At 64.1% G+C, this 25,776-nt stretch carries 21 protein-coding genes; 13 read left to right on the forward strand and 8 right to left on the reverse strand.

Annotation, left to right across the window (positions count from 1 at the left end; genetic code table 11):
- Positions 1-14: 14 nt before the first annotated feature.
- Entirely contained in the window at positions 15-632 is a 618-nt protein-coding gene (locus ACLEJP_RS14640; RefSeq protein ID WP_440807427.1) for a TPM domain-containing protein, read from the reverse strand.
- 186 nt (positions 633-818) lie between these two features.
- Here ACLEJP_RS14640 and bglX point away from each other — a divergent pair, with 186 nt between their 5' ends.
- The 4 genes from bglX (at position 819) to ACLEJP_RS14660 (ending at position 7,873) form a co-directional block, all read left to right on the forward strand.
- The gene (bglX, locus tag ACLEJP_RS14645; protein WP_440807430.1) at positions 819-3,110 is read left to right on the forward strand and encodes a beta-glucosidase BglX; all 2,292 of its coding nucleotides are present in this window, start codon (positions 819-821) and stop codon (positions 3,108-3,110) included.
- Positions 3,111-3,190: 80 nt separating this feature from the next.
- A complete protein-coding gene (locus ACLEJP_RS14650) occupies positions 3,191-4,948 on the forward strand; it encodes a sensor histidine kinase (protein ID WP_440807433.1) in 1,758 nt (585 codons plus the stop codon).
- On the forward strand, positions 4,942-6,276 hold the full coding sequence (locus ACLEJP_RS14655) for a sigma-54-dependent transcriptional regulator (RefSeq protein WP_440807435.1): 1,335 nt from the start codon (positions 4,942-4,944) through the stop codon (positions 6,274-6,276). Before ACLEJP_RS14650 ends, ACLEJP_RS14655 begins: the two co-directional genes overlap by 7 nt.
- Before the next feature lie 277 nt (positions 6,277-6,553).
- Positions 6,554-7,873 (forward strand): MFS transporter, encoded by a 1,320-nt coding sequence (locus ACLEJP_RS14660; RefSeq protein ID WP_440807437.1) that lies wholly within the window; start codon positions 6,554-6,556, stop codon positions 7,871-7,873.
- Positions 7,874-7,966: 93 nt separating this feature from the next.
- Here ACLEJP_RS14660 and ACLEJP_RS14665 read toward each other — a convergent pair whose 3' ends face one another.
- Complete coding sequence (locus ACLEJP_RS14665; RefSeq protein WP_440807440.1) at positions 7,967-8,719, reverse strand: COG4705 family protein; 753 nt, start codon at positions 8,717-8,719, stop codon at positions 7,967-7,969.
- A gap of 340 nt (positions 8,720-9,059) precedes the next feature.
- Here ACLEJP_RS14665 and ACLEJP_RS14670 point away from each other — a divergent pair, with 340 nt between their 5' ends.
- Positions 9,060-9,386, forward strand: coding sequence for a hypothetical protein (locus ACLEJP_RS14670; protein WP_440807442.1), 327 nt, complete (start codon positions 9,060-9,062; stop codon positions 9,384-9,386).
- Between the two features lie 119 nt (positions 9,387-9,505).
- Entirely contained in the window at positions 9,506-10,111 is a 606-nt protein-coding gene (locus ACLEJP_RS14675) for a flavin reductase family protein (RefSeq protein WP_440807445.1), read from the forward strand.
- Here the strand turns inward: ACLEJP_RS14675 and ACLEJP_RS14680 are convergent, their stop codons facing one another.
- Positions 10,112-10,342: a hypothetical protein gene (locus ACLEJP_RS14680; protein WP_225779083.1), complete on the reverse strand. Its 231-nt coding sequence runs from the start codon at positions 10,340-10,342 to the stop codon at positions 10,112-10,114.
- An 82-nt stretch (positions 10,343-10,424) separates the two neighbouring features.
- The gene (locus tag ACLEJP_RS14685; protein ID WP_225779084.1) at positions 10,425-10,718 is read right to left on the reverse strand and encodes a putative quinol monooxygenase; all 294 of its coding nucleotides are present in this window, start codon (positions 10,716-10,718) and stop codon (positions 10,425-10,427) included.
- A gap of 201 nt (positions 10,719-10,919) precedes the next feature.
- Between ACLEJP_RS14685 and ACLEJP_RS14690 the strand changes: the two genes are divergently transcribed.
- Entirely contained in the window at positions 10,920-11,840 is a 921-nt protein-coding gene (locus tag ACLEJP_RS14690; RefSeq protein ID WP_440807449.1) for an AraC family transcriptional regulator, read from the forward strand.
- A gap of 72 nt (positions 11,841-11,912) precedes the next feature.
- Here the strand turns inward: ACLEJP_RS14690 and ACLEJP_RS14695 are convergent, their stop codons facing one another.
- The gene (locus tag ACLEJP_RS14695) at positions 11,913-13,550 is read right to left on the reverse strand and encodes a 5-guanidino-2-oxopentanoate decarboxylase (RefSeq protein WP_440807451.1); all 1,638 of its coding nucleotides are present in this window, start codon (positions 13,548-13,550) and stop codon (positions 11,913-11,915) included.
- 114 nt (positions 13,551-13,664) lie between these two features.
- Between ACLEJP_RS14695 and ACLEJP_RS14700 the strand changes: the two genes are divergently transcribed.
- Positions 13,665-14,540: a LysR substrate-binding domain-containing protein gene (locus ACLEJP_RS14700; protein ID WP_440807454.1), complete on the forward strand. Its 876-nt coding sequence runs from the start codon at positions 13,665-13,667 to the stop codon at positions 14,538-14,540.
- Positions 14,541-14,640: 100 nt separating this feature from the next.
- Here ACLEJP_RS14700 and ACLEJP_RS14705 read toward each other — a convergent pair whose 3' ends face one another.
- Complete coding sequence (locus tag ACLEJP_RS14705) at positions 14,641-15,255, reverse strand: NAD(P)-dependent oxidoreductase (protein ID WP_440807456.1); 615 nt, start codon at positions 15,253-15,255, stop codon at positions 14,641-14,643.
- Positions 15,256-15,368: 113 nt separating this feature from the next.
- Here ACLEJP_RS14705 and ACLEJP_RS14710 point away from each other — a divergent pair, with 113 nt between their 5' ends.
- Positions 15,369-16,274, forward strand: coding sequence for a LysR family transcriptional regulator (locus ACLEJP_RS14710; RefSeq protein WP_440807459.1), 906 nt, complete (start codon positions 15,369-15,371; stop codon positions 16,272-16,274).
- Between the two features lie 22 nt (positions 16,275-16,296).
- On the opposite strand, the gene ACLEJP_RS14715 is transcribed toward ACLEJP_RS14710, so the two are convergent.
- Positions 16,297-17,166 carry an isocitrate lyase/PEP mutase family protein gene (locus tag ACLEJP_RS14715; RefSeq protein WP_440807461.1) on the reverse strand — a complete coding sequence of 290 codons (870 nt, stop codon included), beginning with the start codon at positions 17,164-17,166 and terminating at the stop codon, positions 16,297-16,299.
- Positions 17,167-17,536: 370 nt separating this feature from the next.
- Here ACLEJP_RS14715 and ACLEJP_RS14720 point away from each other — a divergent pair, with 370 nt between their 5' ends.
- Complete coding sequence (locus ACLEJP_RS14720) at positions 17,537-18,988, forward strand: MDR family MFS transporter (protein WP_440807464.1); 1,452 nt, start codon at positions 17,537-17,539, stop codon at positions 18,986-18,988.
- A gap of 68 nt (positions 18,989-19,056) precedes the next feature.
- Here the strand turns inward: ACLEJP_RS14720 and ttgR are convergent, their stop codons facing one another.
- Positions 19,057-19,689: an efflux transport transcriptional regulator TtgR gene (gene ttgR / locus ACLEJP_RS14725; RefSeq protein ID WP_440807467.1), complete on the reverse strand. Its 633-nt coding sequence runs from the start codon at positions 19,687-19,689 to the stop codon at positions 19,057-19,059.
- A 257-nt stretch (positions 19,690-19,946) separates the two neighbouring features.
- Here ttgR and ttgA point away from each other — a divergent pair, with 257 nt between their 5' ends.
- The 3 genes from ttgA to ACLEJP_RS14740 are packed head-to-tail and all read left to right on the forward strand — an operon-like array spanning position 19,947 to position 25,708.
- On the forward strand, positions 19,947-21,101 hold the full coding sequence (gene ttgA, locus ACLEJP_RS14730) for a toluene efflux RND transporter periplasmic adaptor subunit TtgA (protein ID WP_440807471.1): 1,155 nt from the start codon (positions 19,947-19,949) through the stop codon (positions 21,099-21,101).
- A gap of 3 nt (positions 21,102-21,104) precedes the next feature.
- Positions 21,105-24,257, forward strand: coding sequence for a multidrug efflux RND transporter permease subunit TtgB (ttgB, locus tag ACLEJP_RS14735; RefSeq protein WP_440807473.1), 3,153 nt, complete (start codon positions 21,105-21,107; stop codon positions 24,255-24,257).
- Positions 24,254-25,708, forward strand: a complete 1,455-nt coding sequence (locus ACLEJP_RS14740; protein WP_440807476.1) for an AdeC/AdeK/OprM family multidrug efflux complex outer membrane factor — start codon at positions 24,254-24,256, stop codon at positions 25,706-25,708. Before ttgB ends, ACLEJP_RS14740 begins: the two co-directional genes overlap by 4 nt.
- Positions 25,709-25,776: the final 68 nt, after the last annotated feature.

Raw genomic sequence — 25,776 nt, forward strand, 5'->3', positions numbered from 1 at the left:
CGGCGAGTCGCCGATCAGTCGAGAATCACCAGGCGATTAGGCAGTTCATTGCGTGCATGGGTCGGCGGCACCTGCTCGCTGAGCAGTTCGCCGCATGCGTCGATGCACTCGACAAAGCCCTGCAAAGTCCGCCCCTGGCGCACCTGCTCGGCAAGCCGGGCGACGATTGCCGCGCGGGCCGTGGCATCCAGGCAGTGCTCGATACCGCGGTCGACCAGGATCTCGACATGCCGCTCCGCCTCGCAGACGAAGATCAGCACCCCCGTCGCACCTGCCGTGCGCTGCAGGTTCTGTTCGCGAAACTGCTGCCGGGCCAGGCGCGAGGCGCGCCAGCGGCGCAGCGCGCGGGGGATCAGCCAACCGGCCAGGCGTGGGTTACGCAGCAACAGGCACAGGCCGACGAACAGCACCACATTGGCCACCAGCAGGCCGCGCCCTCCGGGCCAGCCCAGCAGCCAGTGCAGCAGGCCCGGCACGACCAGCGCCAGCAGCGCAGCCCAGAACAGCGGCCAATAGGCGTAATCGTCGGCACGCCGAGCCAGCACCGTCACCAGTTCGGCATCGGTGCGCCGCTCGGCACGGGCAATGGCTTCGGCAACCAGCCGCTGATGGTATTCGTCAAGGGGAGTCATGCCGTCGGTCTCTTGAGCATTCTTATAGTTGTTTTCCCGGCATTCGGGGCTTCGTCCGCTGGCGACAGATTCAGGCATAATCCGCCGCAGGAAAAAATGCCTGCGAATCGTACAACAATAGCCGCCTGAAAACCTCGGCCGCGCGCGTATCACTGTCGATACGGCAGAGGCCCCAAAACGGAATTGATGATGAAACTGTCTTTGCTGGGCCTGGCCATGGGCCTTGCCAGTCAGGCGGCCCTCGCCGCCCCCTCCGCTCCACCCCTGCAGGACAAGCAGGCGTTCATCGACCATCTGATCAGCCAGATGACCGAAGCCGAGAAAATCGGCCAGCTGCGCCTGATCAGCATCAGTCCGGAAATGCCCAGGGAAAAGATCCGCGAGGAAATTGCCGCCGGACGCATCGGTGGTACCTTCAACTCGCGTACTGCACCGGAAAACCGCCCCATGCAGGACGCGGCCATGCGCAGCCGGCTGAAGATCCCGATGTTCTTCGCCTACGACACCGTTCACGGCGAGCGCACCATTTTCCCGATCGGCCTGGGCATGGCTGCGACCTGGGACATGAACGCCGTGGCCAAGGTCGGCCGCACGGCCGCTATCGAAGCAGCCGCCGACGCCCTCGACATGACCTTCGCACCGATGGTCGACATCGCCCGTGACCCGCGCTGGGGCCGCACCAGCGAAGGCTTTGGCGAAGACACCTACCTGACGTCGAAGATCGGCCAGGTCATGGTCCGCTCGTTCCAGGGCAGCAGCCCGGCCAACCCCGACAGCATCATGGCCATCGTCAAGCACTTCGCCCTGTACGGCGCCGTGGAAGGCGGGCGCGACTACAACACGGTCGATATGAGCCTGCCGAAGATGTACAACGATTACCTGCCGCCCTACCGCGCCGCGCTGGACGCCGGTGCTGGCGGGGTGATGGTGGCGCTGAACTCGATCAACGGCGTGCCGGCCACCTCCAACACCTGGCTGATGAATGACCTGCTGCGCAAGGAGTGGGGCTTCAAGGGCGTGACCATCAGCGACCACGGCGCCATCCAGGAGCTGATCCGCCACGGCGTCGCCCGCGACGGTCGCGAAGCCGCCAAGCTGGCGATCAAGGCCGGCATCGACATGAGCATGAACGACACCCTGTACGGTGAAGAGCTGCCAGGCTTGTTGAAGTCCGGCGAGGTGACCCAGCGCGAACTCGACCAGGCGGTGCGCGAAGTGCTGGGCGCCAAGTACGACATGGGCCTGTTCAAGGACCCGTACGTGCGCATCGGCAAGGCCGAAAGCGACCTCAAGGACTATTACGGCAACGACCGCCTGCACCGCGAAGCCGCGCGTGACGTGGCGCGTCGCAGCCTGGTGCTGCTGGAAAACCGCAACCAGACCCTGCCGTTGAAAAAGGCCGGCACCATCGCCCTGGTCGGCCCATTGGCCGATGCGCCGATCGACATGATGGGCAGCTGGGCCGCCGACGGCCAGCCCAAGCACTCGGTGACCGTACGCGAAGGCCTGCGCCGCGCCGTCGAAGGCAAGGCCAGGCTGGTCTATGCCAAGGGTGCCAACGTCACCGGCAACAAGGCGATGTTCGATTACCTGAACTTCCTCAACTTCGATGCGCCCGAGATCGTCGACGACCCGCGCCCGCCTGCGGTGCTGATCGACGAAGCGGTGAAGGCAGCGCAGCAGTCTGACGTGGTAGTCGCAGTAGTCGGCGAATCGCGCGGCATGTCCCACGAGTCGTCGAGCCGCACCACCCTGGAAATCCCGGCCAGCCAGCGCGAGCTGATCAAGGCCCTGAAGGCCACCGGCAAGCCGCTGGTGCTGGTGCTGATGAACGGCCGCCCGCTGTCGATCAGCTGGGAGCGCGAGCAGGCTGATGCGATCCTCGAAACCTGGTTCGCCGGTACCGAAGGTGGCAATGCGATTGCCGACGTGCTGTTCGGTGACTACAACCCGTCCGGCAAACTGGCCATCACCTTCCCGCGCTCGGTCGGGCAGATCCCGATGTACTACAACCACACCCGTATCGGCCGCCCCTTCACCCCGGGCAAGCCCGGTAACTACACCTCGCAGTACTTCGAGGAACCCAACGGCCCGTTGTATCCCTTCGGTTATGGCCTGAGCTACAGCAGCTTCGAGCTGTCGGGCCTGAAGCTGTCGAGCAAGGACCTCAAGCGTGGCGACACGCTGCAGGCCCAGGTGACGGTGAAGAACACCGGCAAGCTGGCCGGCGAGACCGTGGTGCAGCTGTACCTGCAGGATGTGTCGGCGTCGATGAGCCGGCCGGTCAAGGAGCTGAAGAACTTCCAGAAACTCATGCTCAAGCCGGGTGAGTCGCGCACCTTGAGCTTCCGCATCAGCGAGGAAGACCTGAAGTTCTACAATGGCCAGCTGCAGCGGGTGGCCGAGCCAGGCGAGTTCAATGTCCAGGTGGGGCTGGACTCCCAGGCGGTGCAGCAGCAGAGTTTCCAGCTGCTGTAACTGAGGCGCCTGTGCCGGCCCTTTCGCGGGTAACCCGCGAAGAGGCCGGCCCCGATATCCCAACCACCCGGATCCACCCCATGGCCTTTTCCTTTCGCGCCCTGCGTCTGGGCCTGATCACGCTGCTGATCGTGCTGGGCACCGCCCTCAGCGCCGGCTGGGCCATGCACCAGGCCAAGCGCCAGGCCATGGCCGCCGACGCGCGGCGCGCCAGCCAGCAGTTGGGCCTTTACGCCAATGCCCTGCACACCCTGATTGACCGTTACCGCGCGCTGCCCGCCGTGCTTGCGCTGGACCCGGAGCTGATCGCCGCCCTGCAGGGCCCGGTCAGCGAACCGCTGCAGGACGCCCTGAACCGCAAGCTCGAGCGCATCAATGGCGCGGCCAACTCCTCCACCCTCGAACTGCTCGACCGCACCGGCCTGGCCATCGCTGCCAGCAACTGGCGCCTGCCCAGCAGCTACGTGGGTTCCAACTACGGCTTCCGGCCCTACTTCAAACAAGCCCGCAGCCAGGGCAGTGGCCGTTTCTACGCCGTCGGGGTGACCAGCGGAGTACCCGGCTACTTCCTCGCCAGCGCAGTGAACGATGAGCACGGGCGCTTCCTCGGCGCGATGGTGGTGAAGCTGGAGTTTCCCGAACTGGAACGCGAGTGGCGCCAGGGCAGCGATATCCTGCTGGTCAGCGACGCCCGCGGCATCACTTTCATCGCCAACCAGGACGGCTGGCGCTACCGCGAGCTGCAGCCGCTCACTGGCGCCGACCGCGCCGAGCTGGCCGAAACCCGTCAGTACGACAAGCACCCGCTGGTGCCACTACAGCATGAGGTGCTGACCCGCTTTGCCGAAAACAGCACCCTCAGCCGCGTGCATGGCCCGGCGGGCACTGGTGAATACCTGTGGGAAAGCCTGCCGCTGGGCAGCGAAGCCTGGACCTTGCACCTGCTGCGCAAGCCACAGGTGGTGGCCGACGGCCGTAATGCGGCCCTGGCCGCCGCCGCCGTGTGGCTGAGCCTGGTGTTCGCCGCCCTGTTCCTCAGCCAGCGCCTGCGCCTGGCTCGCCTGCGCCAGCGCAGCCGGGAAGAGCTCAAGCGCCAGGTCGAAGAGCGCACCCGCGAGCTGCGCACAGCCCAGGAGGGCCTGGTGCAATCAGCCAAGCTGGCCGCGCTGGGGCAGATGTCGGCGGCCATGGCCCATGAGATCAACCAGCCACTGACCACCCAACGCATGCAACTGGAAACCCTGCGCCTGCTGCTTGATCATGGCCGCTACGACGAAGCGCGGCAGGCCCTGGAACCGCTGGAGCAGATGCTAACGCGCATGGCTGCGCTCACCGGCCACCTGAAAACCTTCGCCCGCAATAGCCCGGTCGGGCTGCGCGAGCGCCTCGACCTGGCCACCGTGGTCGACCAGGCCCTGCACCTGCTGGACGCGCGAATGCGCAGCGAAGCGGTGGAAGTGGCCCTGTACCTGGCGCGCCCGGCCTGGGTACGCGGTGATGCCATTCGCCTCGAGCAGGTGCTGATCAACCTGCTGCGCAACGCCCTCGACGCCATGGCCGACAAGCGCTACAAACGCCTGGAGATCCGCATCGAGCCCGACGGCGAGCTGTGGCGCCTGAGTGTGCTGGATTCCGGCGGCGGCATTGACGAGGCCAACCTGGCCAAGGTCTTCGACCCGTTCTTTACCACCAAGCCGGTGGGTGAAGGCCTGGGACTCGGCCTGGCCATTTCCTATGGCATCGTCCATGAGGCAGGTGGCCAGCTGCAGGCCGAAAACCTGCCCGGCGGCGCGCGCCTCAGCCTTACCCTGCCCCGAGACCTGGAGCCTGTATGTTGAATTCGGTGATGGTTGTCGACGATGAAGCCAGTATCCGCACGGCGGTCGAACAATGGCTGAGCCTGTCCGGCTTCAGCGTGCAGTTGTTCGCCCGCGCCGAAGAATGCCTGGCGCACCTGCCACGGCACTTTCCCGGGGTGGTCATCAGCGATGTGCGCATGCCCGGCATGGATGGCCTGCAACTGCTCGAACGTTTGCAGGCCGACGACCCCGACCTGCCGGTCATCCTGCTGACCGGCCACGGCGACGTGCCCATGGCGGTGGAAGCCATGCGCAGCGGGGCCTACGACTTCCTGGAAAAACCCTTCACCCCGCAACACCTGCTGGGCAGCCTGCGCCGCGCCCTGGAAAAACGCCAGCTGGTGCTGGAGAACCGCAGGCTGCACGAGCAGGCCGACCTCAAGTCGCGCCTGGAAGGCACGCTGCTGGGTATGTCCCAGGGCCTGCAACAGCTGCGTCGGCAAGTGCAGGACCTGGCCAACCTGCCAGTCAATGTACTGATCCGTGGCGAAACCGGCAGCGGCAAGGAGCGCGTGGCCCGCTGCCTGCACGATTTCGGCCCACGCGCGGGCAAGCCATTTGTCGCCCTCAATTGCGCGGCCATCCCCGAAGCGCTGTTCGAGGCCGAACTGTTCGGCCATGAAAGCGGCGCCTTCACCGGTGCCCAGGGCAAACGCATCGGCAAACTGGAATACGCCAACGGTGGCACGGTGTTCCTCGACGAAATCGAGAGCATGCCGCTGGCGCAGCAGGCCAAGCTGTTGCGGGTCATCCAGGAGCAGAAGCTGGAGCGGTTGGGGGCCAACCAGAGCATCGCCGTCGACCTGCGCATCATCGCCGCGACCAAGCCCGACCTGCTCGAGGAAGCCCGCGCCGGGCGCTTCCGCGAAGACCTGGCCTATCGCCTGAACGTGGCCGAGCTGCGCCTGGCGCCGCTGCGTGAGCGGCGTGAGGATATCCCACTGCTGTTCGAGCACTTTGCCCGTGCCGCTGCGAAAAAGCTTGGCCGGGTGACGCCGCCCTTGTCGGGCACGCAACTGGCGCAGTTGCTGGCGCATGACTGGCCGGGCAATGTGCGCGAACTGGCCAATGCGGCGGAACGCCACGCCTTGGGGCTGGGCTCGCCGAGCAGCGAGGCGGCGCCGGCCGGGCAGTCGTTGAGCGGGCAAATGGAGGCGTTCGAGGCGCAATGCCTGCGGGCGGCGCTGCGCCAGCATGGCGGCGAGATCAAGGCAGTGATGGAGGCTTTGCAACTGCCCCGGCGCACGCTCAACGAGAAGATGCAGCGGCACGGGTTGGTGCGTGAGGACTTCATCGGGCGGGAATGAGCGGAAATCCGCTCATTCATTTGCTCAAGTAAGCAAAAAACCGCTCACAGCGAGGTTCTTTTGCGGCTGCGTTGCAGCCCGTGATGGGCCCGCCCGTTTCAACCTGAAAAATGCGCGCCCCAAACGTGACGCGGTCCGCCGCAGGAACGCGAGGGCCCACGAAGGGTCGAGCGCCCCCATCTGGATCGCCACGCACCCATTTGGCACACCTTCTGCAATTGCCTGTGCAAGTCGCGCCTCGGCGCGCTCCACAAAAACAACGAGAAGGTATCCCCTGATGGATAACGCCACCACCCTGCCCGCCGGGGCGGCCACTGCGCCCGCCGCGGAAAAAACCACCGCCAGCCGCCTGAAGTCGATCTTCAGCGGGTCCATCGGCAACATGGTCGAATGGTACGACTGGTACGTCTACGCAGCATTCTCGCTGTACTTTGCCAAGGCCTTCTTCCCGGCCGGCGACGCCACCGCACAACTGCTCAATACTGCCGCGATCTTCGCCGTGGGCTTCCTCATGCGCCCGATCGGTGGCTGGCTGATGGGCCTGTATGCCGACCGCAAAGGCCGCAAGGCGGCGTTGATGGCCTCGGTGCTGCTGATGTGTGCCGGCTCGCTGGTCATCGCCCTGACCCCGGGCTACGAAACCATCGGTGTCGCCGCGCCAATCCTGCTCGTCGTCGCACGCCTGATGCAAGGCCTGTCGGTGGGCGGCGAATACGGCACCTCGGCCACCTACCTCAGCGAGATGGCCAGCAAGGACCGCCGTGGCTTCTTCTCCAGCTTCCAGTACGTGACGCTGATCTCCGGCCAGCTCATCGCCCTGGCGGTACTGATCGTCCTGCAGCAGACCCTGACCACCGAGCAACTGTATGCCTGGGGCTGGCGCGTACCCTTCGTGATCGGTGCGCTGTGCGCCGTGGTGGCCCTGTACCTGCGTCGCGGCATGGAAGAAACCGCCTCCTTCACCAAGAAGGAAAAGGCCAAGGAAAGCCTGATGCGCACCCTGCTGCGGCATCCCAAGGAGCTGATGACCGTGGTCGGCCTGACCATGGGCGGGACCCTGGCCTTCTACACCTATACCACCTACATGCAGAAGTACCTGGTCAACACCGTGGGCATGAGCATCAGCGACTCGACCACCATCTCGGCCGCCACGCTGTTCCTGTTCATGTGCCTGCAGCCGCTGATCGGCGGGCTGTCCGACAAGATCGGCCGTCGCCCGATCCTGATTGCCTTCGGGGTACTCGGTACCCTGTTCACCGTACCGATCCTCAGCACCCTGCACACCATCCAGACCTGGTGGGGCGCGTTCTTCCTGATCATGGCCGCGCTGATCATCGTCAGCGGCTACACCTCGATCAACGCCGTGGTCAAGGCCGAGCTGTTCCCCACCGAAATCCGCGCCTTGGGCGTGGGCCTGCCGTACGCCCTGACCGTGTCGATCTTCGGCGGCACCGCCGAGTACGTGGCCCTATGGTTCAAGAGCATTGGCCTGGAAAGCGGCTTCTACTGGTATGTCACCGCCTGCATCGCCTGCTCGCTGCTGGTATACGCAACCATGAAAGACACCAAGCAGCACTCGCGGATTACCACCGAATGAGCATGAGCTTGCCGTAATAAGGAAGGGCGCACCGTTCGCGGGGCGCCCTTCTTCTTTCGTCATTCACGGTGCACCGAGCTTGCATCGCCCAGCTCAGGACATCTCCAACGCCTGACGCGGTTCCCGACGCTGGTACCAGGTAGCCATCAGCACCAGTAGCAGCAGCACCCCGCCCAACACTGCCGAAGAACCGACGGTGCCGAAGTCGAGGCCGCCCTTGGCATACGGCTTGGTGAGAAAATCACCCAGCGTTGCACCGAACGGACGGGTAAGCACGAAGGCCACCCAGAACAACACCACACCCGGGATGCGCGTCCAGTAGCGGGCCACCACCACCAGAGCGATGGCGCTGCCGATCAGCAGGGCGCCGCCGGCAAAGCCGAGCCCCGAGTCATCTGCCAGGTAATCGCCGAGGGCAGTGCCCAGCGTGTTGGAAAACAATATCGCCACCCAGTAGAACAGCTCACCCGCACGGTTCCTGATGCGGGTGACGTCCAGCGGGTTGCCGCTCAGGCGCCAGGCCAGGAAGGTCAGCAGCAGGATGCCGATGAGCAGCGCCGACCCCGCGGCGTAGCCCAGGCCGAGGGTGCGGTCCATGAAGTCGGACATGGTGGTGCCAGCGGTGCTGGTGGAGAGGATCACCAGCCAGTACAGCATCGGGTGGTAGCGGCGCGAGTACAGCTGGCCAAGCAAGGTCAGCAGGAACACGCTGATCAGCAGCAACGAGCTCAGTGCGTAGCCGATGTTCAAGGTCATCGACAGCAAGTCACCCGCCGTTTCCCCAAGGGTAGTAGCGCAGATCTTCATGACCCAGAAGGCCAAAGTGATTTGCGGAAGTTTGTTCATTGTTGTGCCGCTCCGGTCTGAAATGCGGCGATGGTGCTGAGCAGCGTCTGAAAAATCGGTTGGCAATAAATGAAAAATGCGTTGGCCTGCCTTGGATGACAGATCTTTCATTTTTAACGTCCCATTAATGCTTCGCTTCCAAGCTGCAATGGCTGGCAGGACGTTGCCGCGCAAGCAGCGCGTCGGGGCATGACCACTGCCGGCTCACAATTTGCCTGAGCAAACACATCGAATTAGCAGATATTTAAACGCTATTTTTTGCGCTTTTTTATCTAATTAATCGGCGTAGCATCAAACCCATAGAAACAAGCAACCTCTCAAACCTACTGGAGCAACGACCATGAAAAACCAACTGATCCTCACCCTGGCCCTCTCGGTTTTCGCTGCTGGCGCCTTTGCCGAAGATGGCTTCAACCGCACCAACGCCCACACCTTCGCAGCGGCACAGAGCCAACCCGCGACCTACGCTGAAGATGGTTTCGACCGTACTGGCGGCCAGCGCTTCGCCGAAGATGGCTTCGACCGCACCGGTGGCCAGCGCTTCGCTGAGGATGGCTTTGACCGCACCGGTGGCCAGCGCTTCGCCGAAGATGGTTTTGACCGCACCGGTGGCCAGCGCTTCGCCGAAGATGGCTTCGACCGCACCGACGCCCACCGCATCAGTTGATCCACTGATACGCGCTACCAGCCCGGCTTCGGCCGGGCTTGATCATTTGCAGGCGAGCACAGGCTTGGCACACTAGGCGTCTTGTTCACCAGGAGGTAGGGCCAGCAAGCCCAGCACAGATGTACTACTACGAACCCGCCAAAGGCCACGGCCTGCCCCACGACCCGTTCAACGCCATCGTCGGCCCCCGCCCTATCGGCTGGATTTCCTCACAGGACCGCGAAGGTCGCCTGAACCTGGCCCCCTACAGCTTTTTCAACGCTTTCAACTACATTCCACCGATCATCGGCTTCTGCAGCGTCGGGCGCAAAGACAGCCTGAACAACATCGAGCAGACCGGCGAATTCGTCTGGAACCTGGCCACCCGCCCGTTGGCCGCGCAGATGAACCAGAGCTGTGCGCCGGTGGCCGCCGACGTCAACGAATTCGAATTGAGCGGCCTCACCGCCACGCCGTCGCGCATCGTCAGCGTGCCGCGCGTCGGCGAAACGCCGGTGGCCTTCGAGTGCAAGGTCAGCCAGATCGTCCAGCTCAAGCGGGCCGACCAGGAACCGGTGCCCAGCTGGCTGATCCTCGGTGAGGTGGTGGCGGTGCACATTGCCGAGCACCTGTTGAACAATGGCATCTACGATACCGCTGCCGCCGAACCGATCCTGCGTGGCGGTGGCCCGGCGGACTATTTCGAACTGGGCAACCTGTTCAAGATGGCCCGGCCACCGGCCTGATCACCAGACCAGTTCACCTTCGTCGCTGACGCCCTGCAGGCGTTGCAGCTCGGCGCTGGCCGCTTCGTCGGCGGCCACGGCGCCCTTGAATACCTGGCCGTCGAGCACCTTGTGAAAACGCGGCGCGCCGCCCATGCCCAGGGCCTTGACCGCAATCGCGGCGTGGTAACCGCCTTCCACCGGAACCATCGCCGAAACCGCTTCGAAATGCGGGAACTCCCTACGTGCCATGTTGCTTTCCGCCTGATTGATCGAGGGCCGGTATTTTACCTTATTCGCCTGTATCGGCCCTATCGCCGGTACAGGTAACATCTCAATCGAAGGTATGCAGGTCCAGGCTGCTGACCACCTGAGCCTGCACCAGCTCACCAAACACCTCCAGCGTTGGCGAAGCAAAGTACCCGCTCATCGCCTGCTGGTTCTGCCAACTACCACTGAGCAGCCACAGGTCAGCATCGGCCTGCGACCGCTGCACGGTGAAACTCAGGCAACCCGGTGCCCGCAACGAGGGTTCGAGCAAGTCACGCAGGCGCGCGCCCAGCTCTGCCGAGCGCCCGCTGCTGGCACGGATGAAAGCAAGGTGGGTGACCGGTCGTGTCGGGGTCATTGCACAATCTCCTTGAAGCAAGCGGACGGAAAACCAGGCTGGCAAGGTTAGGGGCTGCCTAGCGCGACGCGTTAGGCCATTACTGCCTGTCGATTGCCTGATCCTGCAGCGCGGCAGGATCAGGCAATCGACAGGCAGCTTTCGACTAGCATCCGCCATTGCCCAAACCTATGCTGCGTCGGTCAGCAGAGGAAAGCCATCATGACCATTGCCACGTCCATCGACCCCACCCTGGAACTGCAACGCCAGGAACTGGCCGAGCTGATCCAACGCCATGCCGGTGAGCCCTACGGCCCGGCCTCGGCCATCGATGACCTGTACCTGGTGCGCTACACCGAGAATGTCCGTTCGGTGCCGACCCTGGCCCAACCCGCCCTGTGCATCCTTGCCCAAGGCAGCAAGAGCCTGTTCCTCGGCGACGAACAGTACGCCTACGACCCGCTGCACTACATGGTGGTGTCGGTGACCTTGCCGCTGAGCGGCGTGCGCCTGGACGCCAGCCCCGAGCACCCCAGCCTGGGGTTGCGCCTGGACCTGGACCCGGCCGAGATCAGCCAGTTGATCGCCGAAAGCGGGCCGATGCTGGTGCCCAACCGGCCGTCGGGCCGTGGCCTGTATGTGGAAAGAACCGACGCCGCGTTGCTCGACGCCCTGTTGCGGCTGATCCGGCTGCTGGATACACCACGCGACATCGCGATGCTGGCGCCGCTGTTCCGCCGGGAAATTCTCTACCGCCTGTTGCGTGGCCCGCAGGGCTACCGGCTGTATGAAATCGCCTTGGCCAACAGCCAGACCCACCGGGTGTGCCAGGCCATTACCTGGCTCAACCAGAACTACCAGTTGCCGCTGCGCATCGAGGATCTGGCGCGGGTGGTGAACCTCAGCACCTCGACCTTGCACCACCGGTTCAAGGCGGTGACCTCGATGAGCCCGTTGCAGTACCAGAAGCAACTGCGCTTGCAGGAAGCCCGCCGGTTGATGCTGAACGACGGGCTCGAAGCGGCGGTGGCGGCCTATCGGGTGGGCTATGAAAGCCCGTCGCAGTTCAGCCGGGAATACAGCCGGCTGTATGGCGCGCCGCCGATCCGGGATGTGGCGCGGTTGCGGGCCCCTGCCGGCTGAGTTCGATCTTGCCGGCACCGGCCTCTTCGCGGGTTCAACCGCGAAGAGGCCGGCCTGGGGAATAGCACCAGTTCATCCCGACACGGTCGCCTGCCACTGATTCTGGTCAACCTGGATCAGGGTGGGCCCGTTGCGCTCCACCGCCTGCATCAGCGCCGACTGCAACTGTGTGACATCGGCCACATGTTCCGCCGCGGCCCCCAGTGCCCGCGCCACGCCAAGGAAGTCCGGGGTATGGATATCCACCCCGACCGGCTCGATAGCGCGATTGACCATGTACTTCTTGATCTCCTCGTACCCCTGGTTATTCCACAGCAGCACGACCAACGGCACCTGTGCCTCGACCGCACTGGCGAGCTCCGGCAAGGTGAACTGCAAACCGCCATCACCGATCAGGCACACCGCTGGCGCCCGCTCGCCCGCCTGCTCCGCGCTACCCAGCCAGGCGCCCATGGCCGCCGGCAAGGCGTAACCCAGGGTGCCGTAGCCGGTCGAGGCATTGAACCAGCGGCGTGGCTGCTCCATGTCCAGGGTCAGGTTGCCGGTGTATACCGGCTGGGTCGAGTCACCCACCAGCACGGCATTCGGCAAACATTCGAGGATGGCTTGCAGCAGGCGCGTCTGGCTCAAGGTCGGCTGGTCCCAACCAGCCGCCAGCGCCTGGCGCAGATTGGCCACGCGGGCAACCCCCCAGCTGCTTTCGCGCACGGGCTGCGGCTGCGCCTGCAAGGCACCGAGCAGCGCCTCGGCTGCCAGTTCGGCATCGGCCACCAGCGCCAGCTCGGGTAGATAGTTGCGCACGGTCTGGTCCGGGTCGATGTCGATGCGCAACAGAGCGCCCGGGATCATGAACCCGCCCTTGAAGGTCACGTCATAATCGGTTTCGGCCAGCTCGGTGCCGATGGCGAGCACTACGTCAGCTTCCGCCACCAAGGCACGCGTGGCCGGCAATGACTGGGTCGAGCCGATCTGCAGCGGATGGCTGGACGGCAGCAAGCCCTTGGCATTGATGGTCAGCGCCACCGGGGCCTGCAAGTGTTCGGCCAGGCGTGCCAGCGCAGCCCCCGCAGCCAGCGCACCACCCCCGGCGAGGATCAGGGGCCGCCGTGCAGTGGCCAGGCGTTCGGCCATCTGCGCCACCGCCTGCGGCGCCGCCCCGGCCCGGCTGCCACGCACCGGGCGCCCAGGCAGCAGGTGATCAGCCGGCTCGACCAGCACATCCAGCGGGATCTCGATATGCACCGGGCGTGGCCGCGCCCCTTCGAACACGGCGTACGCCCGCGCCAGCACCTGGGGCAGGTCATCGGCACTCATCAGGGTGTGGGAGAACGCCGCTACACCCGACACCAGCGCCGCCTGGTCAGGCAACTCGTGCAGCTTGCCGCGGCCACCGCCGAGTTGATTGCGCGACTGCACGCTGGAGATGACCAGCATCGGGATCGAGTCGGCATAGGCCTGGCCCATGGCGGTGGTGATGTTGGTCATGCCGGGACCGGTGATGATGAAACACACCCCGGGCTTGCCACGCGTCCGCGCATAGCCGTCAGCCATGAACCCGGCACCCTGTTCATGGCGCGGGGTGATATGGCGGATGGACGACCCCGCGAGGCCGCGGTAGAGCTCCACGGTATGTACGCCAGGAATACCGAAGACATGGTCCACGCCATAGCCTTCGAGGAGTTTGACCAATACTTCGCCGCAAGTTGCCATCGGGTTTCACCGTGAATCTTGTTGGGTTATGGACGTATTGGACCCAAGCCACGGCTACTACCACAATGCAAAAAAACGCATACTAGCCATGTCCCCAGATCATGGCCAAGCACAATGAAACGCCTGCCGCCGCTGCCGGCCCTGCACACCTTCCTGGTCACCGCCCAGCACTGCAATTTCACCCGTGCCGGGCAGCAGTTGCATATCACCCAAGGCGCCGTCAGCCGGCAGATCGCAGCCCTCGAGGAGCACCTGGGTTATGCCTTGTTCCAGCGTCAGGCCCGTGGGCTGAGCCTGACGCGTGAAGGCCAGGACTGGCTGCCACGGGTGCAGCAGGTCTTCGCGCTGATCGAGCAAGGGGTGCGTGAAGTGGGTGAGCGTAACGCCACCTTGCAACTCAAGGCGCCGACCTGCGTGATGCGCTGGCTGCTTCCGCGCCTGATGGAATGGCAGGCGCTGCGTCCCGATGTGCCGGTGGAGCTGACCACCACGGTACAGCATGGCGTGGACTTCCGCCGCGAGGGCTTCGATGCAGCGGTGGTCTATGGTGATGCGCCGAACCATGGGTTGCGCGTGCGCAAGCTGTTCGACGAGCAGCTGACCCCGGTGTGTGCGCCTTCACTGCGCCAGGGGCCGCTTCCGCTGCAGCAGGTCGAAGACCTGGCCCGACACATGTTGCTGCACCCGTCGCGGGATGAACATGACTGGCGCCAGTGGTTGCAGGCGGCCGGGGTGGTGCTGGCCAGCCACGGGCCGAAACAGCATTTCGAGACGCTGGACATGGCCATGGCCATGGCCTCGCAGGGCACCGGGGTGGCCATCGGCGACTGGTCGCTGATCGGCGACGATTTGCGCGGCGGGCGATTGTGCATGCCGTTTGCGCTGAAGGTGTTGACCGGCAAGGGGTACTACCTGGTGAGCCAGGCCAAGGGTTTGCCACCGGGGTTGGTGGAGTTGCTGAACTGGCTGGAGGGCCAGGCCGGTCTGTGATGCCCCTTTTTGCAGGGTAAACCCGCTTCCACAAGGGTTGCGCAGGCTTCAAGCGCTGCGATGTACCTGTGGGAGCGAGTTCAACCGCAAACGGGGGCGTTCAATAGCCGACTGTGAAGCGCTGCCGCGAATGCTGCGGTTTTTCCAGCTCGTCGAGCATGGCAATCGCGTAATCGGCAAAACTGATCCAGCTCCTGCCGTCCGCGCCAATCAGCAGATGGTCCTTGCCCAACGTGTAATGCCCGCTGCGCTCGGCTTCGACGAATTCCGCCGATGGCGACAGGAAGGTCCAGTCCAGGTTCTGCTCCTGTTGCAGCGCTTGCAGAAAATGCACCCCGGCGGTGGCTTCGGCCTTGTACGCCTCGGGGAAGTCCGGGCTGTCGATCACCCGTTGCCCCGAGGGCAGCAGCAGGCTGCCAGCGCCGCCCACCACCAGCAGGCGCCCGACCCCGGCCCGCTTGACTGGCTCGATGATGGCGTGCGGCTCGATGGTCGCGAAGTGGGCCGCGCTCAACACCGCATCGACACCACCTAGCGCCGCTTGCAAGGCCGCGCTGTCCTTGACGTCCAGCGCCTTGACGGTGACCCCTTCGCGCCCCTGCAGGCGGGAGGGGTCACGGGCGATGGCCAGCACACTGTGGCCACGGCGCAGGGCTTCTTCAAGCAACTGGCTGCCAGCGCGGCCGGTGGCACCGATAATTGCGATCTTGCTCATTGGATACTCCCCGAAATGCCCGTCAGATGAACGATGCCCAACAGCATAGTTGCCCGATGCATGACAAAAAATGCGATGCTCGGACATAGTTTGTTTCTAAATTCGGGCAAATCATGGACCGTCTCAACGCCATGCGTGTTTTCGTCACCGTCGTCGACCTCGGCAGCCAGTCGGCGGCGGCCGATCATCTGCAGCTTTCGCGGCCGGTGGTTTCGCGCTACCTGGCAGAGCTGGAGGACTGGGTCGGCGCCCGGCTGATGCAGCGCACCACGCGCAAGCTCAGCCTCACCGCCGCCGGCCAGGAAACCCTGCCGCGCTGCCGGCAACTGCTGGAACTGGCAGGCGACCTGCAGGCCGCGGTGCAGCAGCCGGACGATGCCCCAAGAGGCGCACTGCGCATCAGCGTGAGTACCTCATTCGGCCAGGCCCAACTGGTGGATGCGGTAGCTGCCTACGTTCGACGCTACCCGGGAGTGAAGGTGGAACTGCAGATGCTCGATCGCACGGTCAACCTGGTGGACGAACGTATCGACCTGGCCATTCGCACCAGCAACGACCTGGACCCCAACCTGATAGCCCGGCGCCTGAGCGTGTGCCGCTCGGCAGTGTGCGCGGCCCCGGCCTACCTGCGCGAACACGGTACGCCGCAACGGGTCGAGGAACTGAGCCAGCATAACTGCCTGACCCATGCTTATTTCGGCCACAGCCTGTGGCATTTCGAGGTGGCCGGCCGGCAGGTCGCCGTGCCGGTGGCGGGAAATATCAGTGCCAACGAGGCGATGACCTTGCAGAAGGCGGCGCTGGCCGGCGCCGGCATCGCCATGCTGCCGACCTACCAGGCCGCCGAGGCCCTGCGCCGGGGCGAGCTGGTGCGCCTGCTGCCCGAGGCAAAGCCGCGCGAGCTGAACCTGAATGCGGTGTATACCTCGCGCAAGCACATGCCGGCCACCTTGCGCAGCATGTTGGACTTCCTGGTACAGCGGTTCACGGACGAACCGGAATGGGACAGGGACCTGTGACGTTCCTACAGGGGACGCGCTGTCATTCCTCGACGCTCATGTACTCCTTGGCCCAGCGGATGTAGTCCTCGGGCTGGGTGTAGGTGTGCGACAGCTCGGTGGCGCTGAGGTTTTCCGACTTGTTCTGCTGGCCACGCTGCAGTCGCAGGCAGTCGTAGGTAGCCTTGATCGCGGCAAAGTAGGCAGCATGGCCATCGACCACGATCCGTACCCCCAGGCGCGCCAGATGCTCGTCATCGCGCAGGTTCGGGTTGCCGTAGGTGACCAGCATCAACGGTACCGTCAGGTGCTCGGCAATCCGTTCCAGCTGCTCGAAATCCTTCACCCCGACCATGCAGATTCCGTCGGCACCAGCCTTCTGGTAGCTCTGGGTGCGCACGATGATCTCTTCGGTGGAAAGCACACCGGCATTGGTACGGGCGATGATCGACAACGAGGAATCGACCCGTGCCTCCAGTGCCGCGCGGATCTTGCCGACGCCCTCTTCGACCGATATCAGGTCGGTGGACTTGCGCCCGAATTGCGCTGGCAGCAGGGTGTCCTCGATGGTCAGCGCGGCCACGCCGGCACGCTCCAGCTCGATGACCGTGCGCATGACATTCAGCGCGTTGCCATAGCCGTGGTCCGCGTCAGCCAGCACCGGCAGTTGCGCCACACGGCCGATACGGGTGGCCTGCTCGACGAACTCGCTGAGGGTGATCAGGGCGAAGTCCGGTGCGGCCAGCACCTGCAGCGAAGCGACGGACCCGCCGAGAATGCCGACCTCGAAACCCAGGTCTGCAGCAATGCGTGCCGACATCGGGTCGAACACCGATGCGGTGTGGTAACAGGCACCTGAAGCGAGCAGCTCGCGGAAGGCAAAACGCAGATCTTGATGGGAAGCCTTGGGCATGATCACTCCGCAAAATGAGTTGAAATTCGAACGGTAACTACCGACCCCTGTAATCGGGTCTACCTGACCTGTTCCAACCGTCGCCATCTGGGCGGTCATGCTCGACATGCAGGCAGAGGAATAAAAGGTGTGGGAGACAAAGGCGCAAAACACCTGCGGCAAAACGTTGCACCAAGCTGGTGCAAGCCCCGGTTTTCAGCCTTTGTGGCATACCAACGATATCACGCGGCCATGCAGCACTGGATGAATGCGCCAATGCCGATCTTGCATAGGGGATGCAGATAGTACATAGGAAGCTACCTAACTCAGGTTACAATCCGGGGGCCTTTACAACTCATGCAGAGGCTATTACCGACACAAAGGTATCCCCGTGACCGCCGCCCTGCCCCCCACTACGTTGCGCAACGTGCTCACCGCCCTGATGCTGGCGATCTTCCTTGGTGCGCTGGACCAGACCATTGTCGCTGTCTCACTGCCGGCGATCTCGGCACAGTTCAACGACGTCGGCCTGCTGGCCTGGGTCATCTCCGGCTATATGGTGGCGATGACCGTGGCCGTGCCGATCTATGGCAAGCTGGGCGACCTGTACGGGCGGCGGCGGATGATCCTCACCGGTATCAGCCTGTTCACCCTGGCCTCGATCGCCTGCGCCCTGGCGCAGGACATGCCGCAACTGGTGCTGGCCCGGGTGCTGCAAGGCATCGGCGCGGGCGGCATGGTCTCGGTGAGCCAGGCGATCATCGGCGACTTCGTACCGCCGCGCGAGCGGGGTCGCTACCAGGGTTACTTCAGCAGCATGTATGCCGTGGCAAGCGTCGCCGGGCCGGTGCTGGGCGGCTGGCTGACCGCGTACCTGTCGTGGCGCTGGGTGTTCTGGATCAACCTGCCACTGGGGCTGGTCGCGCTGTGGGCGATCCGCCGCGCCCTCGTCGGCATGCCGGCGCAGCGCCGCAAGGCGCAGGTGGATTACTTCGGTGCCGTGCTGCTGGTGCTCGGCCTGGGCAGCCTGTTGCTGGGCATCACCCTGGTCGGCCAGGGCCGCGCCTGGCTCGACACGGCCGTGCTGACATTGTTCGCCTGCGCCGCGCTGGGCCTGCTGCTGTTCATTGCCCATGAGCGCCGCTGCCCCGAGCCGCTGCTGCCGCTCAGCCTGTTCGGCAACCGCGTGGCGGTGCTGTGCTGGGGCGTGATCTTCTTCGCCAGCTTCCAGTCGATCGCCCTGACCATGCTCATGCCCTTGCGCTTCCAGGGCATCACCGGCGCCGGTGCCGACAGCGCCGCCCTGCATCTGCTACCCCTGGTGATGGGCTTGCCCATGGGGGCCTTTACCGGCGGCCGCCTGACCAGCCGGACCGGGCGCTACAAGCCACAGATCCTGGCCGGTGCGCTGCTGATGCCAGTGGCCATTTTCGCCATGGCGCTGACCCCGCCACAGTCGGGCTGGCTGAGCGCGCTGTTCATGCTGCTGACCGGTATTGCCTGCGGGTTGCAGTTTCCGACCTCGCTGGTGGGCACGCAAAGTGCGGTCGACAGCAAGGACATCGGGGTCGCTACCAGCACGACCAACCTGTTCCGCTCGCTGGGCGGGGCCATGGGCGTGGCGTGCATGTCGAGCCTGCTCCTGGCGCTGCTGCAACAGGGCGGGTTCGCCTCGCTGGGCAATCCCTTGCTGGGCAGCCTGAAGGCCGGTGAAGTGGACCTGGTGACGCAGGGGCGCTTGCTGGAAACCTTCCGGCAGCTGTTGATGGTCAGTGCCGGGGTGGCTGTGCTGGGACTGTTTGCCGCATTGGCCTTGCCAGACCGGCAACTACGGGGCCGCTGAAAGCCGGGCAGCATTAATCCCCTCTTGATACAAAGGGGAAACACTCCCTCACAATCCTTAACAAAGTGTCATTTGCGCAAAGCCGGGCTCAAGCGCAGCATATCCAGCCCGGTGTCAACCCATTTTTCGACATCTTTCACCAGGTCGACACTGTCAGGCAGCAACAGCCAGCGCCCGATCAGGCCATCGACATAGGCAAACATGGCCACCGCCGCGCGCTCGACATCCAGCTCGCCTGGCAACTGGCCCCGGCGCGCGGCATTGGCCAACGCCAGGGTGATGCCCTTGTGGCAATCCAGCACCGCGTTCTGGCGCTGCTGGCGAATTTCACACATGTCATCGGTGAACTCGCACTTGTGATGCAGGATTTCATTGATACGCCGGGTTCGGGCATCGAGCACCAGCTCGTTGAACACTTGCAGCAACAGCTTGCGCATGCAGCCAAGCGGGTCGACTTCGTCCTCGCTTTCGCTGGCCCGCGCCAGGTGGTCATGGGTTTCGTGCACGCTGTCGAGCAGTGCCTGCACCAGCTCGGCCTTGTTGTTGAAGTGCCAGTAGATGGCCCCGCGCGTCACACCCGCCTGCTCGGCGATGTCGGCCAGGGTGGTTCGCGCAACCCCGCGCTTGTAGAAGGCCCTTTCCGCCGCCTCGATGATCTGGGCGCGGGTTTCCTGGGCTTCCTCTTTGGTTCGACGGACCATGGCAGTACCAACCTCGTCTGGCCCGAACGCGTGGCGCGTACGGGAAATGCTCCGGAGCACCTCTGCGGGGTGCATCGCGGATGAGCTGATCAGGGGCTGTGGCAGTACTGAAGTACAACCCAGCGGTATTTACAAACAACCATGAATGTAAGTATATTCCTTAGCAAGCTATTTATCCACCGGATAGCAATTTTTCCAGATCAAGATTCTTCCATTACTCTTGAGCGTCTCCCTGCTCCAGCGCCCCGAGGATCCTCATGCAATTCAAGCCAGCCGTTACCGCTCTGGTTTCCGCCGTCGCCCTGGCATCCCTGCTCAGTGGCTGCAAGAAAGAAGAAGCAGCGCCCGTGGCGCAGGCTCCTCTGGTCGGCGTCGTGACCATCCAGCCCCAGGCCTTCACCCTGACCACGGAACTGCCGGGGCGCACCAGTGCCTACCGCGTCGCCGAGGTGCGTCCGCAGGTCAATGGCATCATCCTCAAGCGCCTGTTCAAGGAAGGCAGCGAGGTCAAGGAAGGCCAGCAGCTGTACCAGATCGACCCTGCCGTGTACGAAGCCAACCTGGCCAATGCCCAGGCCAACCTGCAGGCCACCCGTTCGCTGGCCGAACGCTACAAGCAGCTGATCGACGAACAGGCTGTGTCCAAGCAGGAATACGACGACGCCAATGCCAAACGATTGCAGGCCGAGGCTTCGCTCAAGAGCGCGCAGATCGACCTGCGCTATACCAAGGTGCTGGCGCCGATCAGCGGCCGTATCGGCCGTTCGGCGTTCACCGAGGGTGCACTGGTGAGCAATGGCCAGGCCAACGCCATGGCGACCATCCAGCAACTCGACCCGATCTACGTCGACGTCACCCAGTCCACGGCCGAGCTGCTCAAGCTGCGCCGTGACCTGGAAAGCGGCCAGTTGCAGAAGGCCGGCGACAACGCCGCCTCGGTGCAACTGGTGCTGGAAGACGGCAGCCTGTTCAAGCAGGAAGGTCGCCTGGAATTCTCCGAAGTCGCGGTCGACGAGACCACCGGTTCGGTTACCCTGCGCGCGCTGTTCCCCAACCCTGACCACACCCTGCTGCCCGGCATGTTCGTGCATGCCCGGCTCAAGGCCGGGGTCAACGCCAATGCCATCCTGGCGCCGCAACAGGGCGTGACCCGCGACCTGAAAGGCGCACCGACCGCGCTGGTGGTCAACCAGGAAAACAAGGTCGAGCTGCGCCAGCTCAAGGCCAACCGTACCCTGGGCAGCGACTGGCTGATCGAGGAAGGCCTGAACCCGGGTGACCGTCTGATCACCGAAGGGCTGCAGTACGTGCGCCCGGGCGTCGAGGTCAAGGTCAGCGAAGCCACCAACGTCAAGAAGCCCGCCGGGGCCGATCAGGCCAACGCGGCGAAAGCAGACGCCAAAGCGGAGTAAACCATGTCGAAGTTCTTTATCGATCGCCCGATCTTCGCCTGGGTGATCGCCTTGGTGATCATGCTGGTCGGCGCCTTGTCGATCCTGAAGCTGCCGATCAACCAGTACCCCAGCATCGCGCCGCCGGCCATCGCCATCGCCGTGACCTACCCGGGCGCCTCGGCGCAAACCGTGCAGGACACCGTGGTGCAGGTGATCGAGCAGCAGCTCAACGGTATCGACCACCTGCGTTATGTGTCGTCGGAAAGCAACTCCGACGGCAGCATGACCATTACCGCCACCTTCGAGCAGGGCACCAACCCTGACACCGCTCAGGTGCAGGTACAGAACAAGCTGAACCTGGCCACCCCGCTGCTGCCGCAGGAAGTGCAGCAGCAAGGTATTCGTGTCACCAAGGCAGTGAAGAACTTCCTGCTGGTGATCGGCCTGGTGTCCGAAGACGGCAGCATGTCCAAGGACGACCTGGCCAACTACATCGTCTCCAACATGCAGGACCCGATCTCGCGTACCGCAGGCGTGGGTGACTTCCAGGTGTTCGGTGCGCAGTACGCCATGCGTATCTGGCTCGATCCGGCCAAGCTGAACAAGTTCCAGCTGACCCCGGTCGACGTCAAGAACGCCGTAGCCGCGCAGAACGTGCAGGTGTCCTCCGGCCAGCTCGGCGGCCTGCCTGCCGTACCGGGTACCCAGCTGAACGCCACCATCATCGGCAAGACCCGCCTGCAGACCGCCGAGCAGTTCGAGAAGATCCTGCTCAAGGTCAACAGCGACGGTTCGCAGGTGCGCCTGGGTGATGTCGCCCAGGTTGGCCTGGGCGGTGAAAACTACGCAGTCAGCGCCCAGTTCAACGGCAAGCCGGCCTCCGGCCTTGCGGTAAAACTGGCAACCGGCGCCAACGCCCTGGACACCGCCAAGGCCCTGCGCCAGACCATCGCCGACCTGGAGCCGTTCTTCCCGCCCGGGGTGAAAGCGGTATTCCCGTATGACACCACCCCGGTGGTCACCGAGTCGATCAGCGGCGTGATCCACACCCTGATCGAAGCCGTGGTCCTGGTGTTCCTGGTGATGTACCTGTTCCTGCAGAACTTCCGCGCCACCATCATCACCACCATGACCGTACCCGTGGTGTTGCTGGGTACGTTCGGCATCCTCGCCGCAGCGGGCTTCAGCATCAACACCCTGACCATGTTCGCCATGGTCCTGGCCATCGGCTTGCTGGTGGACGACGCCATCGTCGTGGTGGAAAACGTCGAGCGGGTAATGTCCGAGGAAGGCTTGCCACCCAAGGAAGCCACCAAGCGCTCGATGGAGCAGATCCAGGGCGCCCTGGTGGGTATCGCCCTGGTGCTGTCGGCAGTACTGCTGCCCATGGCATTCTTCGGCGGCTCCACTGGTGTGATCTACCGGCAGTTCTCCATCACCATCGTCTCGGCCATGGGCCTGTCGGTGCTGGTGGCGCTGATCTTCACCCCGGCCCTGTGCGCCACCATGCTCAAGCCGCTGAAAAAAGGCGAGCATCACGTCGCCAAGCGCGGCTTCTTCGGCTGGTTCAACCGCAACTTCGACCGCAGCGTTACCGGCTACGAACGCAGCGTGGGCACCATCCTGCGCAACAAGGCGCCGTTCCTGCTCGCCTACGCACTGATCGTGGTCGGCATGATCTGGCTGTTCGCCCGCATCCCCACCGCGTTCCTGCCGGAAGAAGACCAGGGCGTACTGTTCGCCCAGGTGCAGACCCCGGCCGGCTCCAGTGCCGAGCGCACCCAGGTGGTGGTCGACCAGATGCGTGAGTACCTGCTGACGGAAGAGGCCGACACCGTGGCGTCGGTGTTCACCGTCAACGGTTTCAACTTCGCCGGCCGCGGCCAAAGCTCGGGCATGGCATTCATCATGCTCAAGCCATGGGGTGAACGTTCCAAGGAGAACAGCGTGTTCGCCCTGGCCCAACGCGCCCAGCAGCACTTCTTCAGCTTCCGCGATGCAATGGTGTTCGCCTTCGCCCCGCCGGCGGTGCTGGAACTGGGTAACGCCACCGGCTTCGACGTGTTCCTGCAGGACCGTGGCGGTGTCGGCCATGCCAAGCTGATGGAAGCACGCAACCAGTTCCTGGCCAAGGCCGCGCAGAGCAAGGTCCTCAGCGCCGTGCGCCCGAACGGTCTGAACGACGAGCCGCAATACCAGCTGACCATCGATGACGAACGGGCCAGCGCCCTGGGCGTGACCATCGCTGACATCAACAACACCCTGTCGATTGCCCTGGGTGCCAGCTACGTCAACGACTTCATCGACCGTGGCCGGGTCAAGAAGGTGTACATCCAGGGCGAACCGAACGCACGGATGAGCCCGGAAGACCTGCAGAAGTGGTACGTGCGCAATGGCGCTGGCGAAATGGTGCCGTTCTCCTCCTTCGCCAAGGGTGAATGGAGCTACGGCTCGCCCAAGCTGTCGCGTTACAACGGTGTCGAGGCCATGGAAATCCTGGGTGCACCGGCACCTGGCTACAGTACCGGTGAAGCCATGGCCGAGGTCGAGCGCATCGCCGGCGAACTGCCTGGCGGTATCGGCTACTCCTGGACCGGCATGTCCTATGAGGAAAAACTCTCCGGTTCGCAGATGCCGGCGCTGTTCGCCCTCTCGGTACTGTTCGTGTTCCTGTGCCTGGCAGCCCTGTATGAAAGCTGGTCGATCCCGATCGCCGTGGTGCTGGTAGTGCCTCTGGGCATCATCGGTGCACTGATTGCCACCAGCCTGCGCGGGTTGTCGAATGACGTGTACTTCCTGGTCGGCCTGCTGACCACCATCGGCCTGGCGGCGAAAAACGCCATCCTGATCGTCGAATTCGCCAAGGAATTGCACGAACAAGGCCGCAGTCTGTACGACGCGGCGATCGAGGCGTGCCGCATGCGTCTGCGTCCGATCATCATGACCTCGCTGGCGTTCATTCTCGGCGTGGTACCGTTGACCATCGCCAATGGCGCTGGCGCCGGCAGCCAGCACGCCATCGGTACTGGTGTGATCGGCGGCATGATCAGTGCGACCATTCTGGCAATCTTCTGGGTACCGCTGTTCTTCGTCGCAGTGTCGTCGCTGTTCGGCAGCAAACAGCCGGAAAAGGACGTCACCCCTGAAACTCCACGTTATGAGGCTGGGCAATGACCAAGTCTTTGTTGTCCCTGGCGGTAACCGCTTTCATTCTTGGCGGCTGCTCGCTGATCCCTGATTACCAGACCCCGGAGTCACCGGTGGCTGCGCAGTGGCCGCAAGGCCCGGCATACTCGCCAACACAGTCGGCAGACGTTGCTGCCGCCGAACAGGGCTGGCGCCAGTTCTTCCACGACCCGGCGCTGCAGCAACTGATCCAGACCGCGCTGGTGAACAACCGCGACCTGCGCGTAGCGGCGCTGAACATCGACGCCTACCGCGCGCAATACCGTATCCAGCGGGCCGACCTGTTCCCGGCGGTTTCGGCCAATGGCAGCGGCAGCCGCCAGCGGGTACCGGCGAACATGTCGCAAACCGGCGAAGCCGGCATCACCAGCCAGTACTCCGCCACCCTGGGCGTCAGTGCCTACGAGCTGGACCTGTTCGGCCGCGTACGCAGCCTGACCGAACAGGCCCTGGAAACCTACCTGTCCAGCGAGCAGGCGCGCCGCTCCACGCAGATCAGCCTGGTCGCCAGCGTGGCCAACGCCTATTACACCTGGCAGGCCGACCAGGCGCTGTTCAAGCTGACCGAAGAAACGCTGAAGACCTACGAGGAAAGCTACAACCTCACCCGTCGCAGCAACGAAGTCGGCGTAGCCTCGGCACTCGACGTCAGCCAGGCGCGCACCGCCGTGGAAGGCGCCCGGGTCAAGTACTCGCAGTATCAGCGCCTGGTCGCCCAGGACGTCAACAGCCTGACCGTGCTGCTGGGTACCGGCATTCCCGCCGACCTGCCCAAGCCGCTGGAGCTCAATGCCGACCAGCTGGCCGAAGTACCGGCCGGCCTGCCGTCGGACATCCTCCAGCGTCGCCCGGACATCCAGGAAGCCGAGCACCTGCTCAAGGCCGCCAATGCCAACATCGGTGCAGCCCGGGCGGCGTTCTTCCCGAGCATCAGCCTGACCGCCAATGCCGGCAGCCTGAGCCCGGACATGGGCCACCTGTTCTCGGGCGGCCAAGGCACCTGGCTGTTCCAGCCGCAGATCAATCTGCCGATCTTCAACGCCGGCAGCCTGAAGGCCAGCCTGGACTATTCGAAGATCCAGAAGGACATCAACGTCGCCAAGTACGAAAAGACCATCCAGACAGCCTTCCAGGAAGTCTCCGATGGCCTGGCGGCGCGCAAGACCTTCGAGGAGCAGCTGCAAGCACAACGCGACCTGGTGCAGGCGAACCAGGACTACTACCGCCTGGCCGAACGCCGCTACCGCATCGGGATCGACAGCAACCTGACCTTCCTCGATGCCCAGCGCAACCTGTTCAGCGCCCAGCAGGCCCTGATCGGCGACCGCCTGTCGCAGCTGACCAGCGAGGTCAACCTGTACAAGGCGCTTGGCGGTGGCTGGTACGAGCAGACCGGGCAGGCCAACCAGCAGGCTTCGGTGGAAGCACCGAAAGGCTGATTGCAGTTGCTGAAAGCATCAAGCCCACCCTCGCGGTGGGCTTTTTGTTTTCTGCTGCCTGCACTGGC

The organism is Pseudomonas sp. SMV7 (assembly GCF_052041995.1).
Lineage (GTDB): Bacteria > Pseudomonadota > Gammaproteobacteria > Pseudomonadales > Pseudomonadaceae > Aquipseudomonas.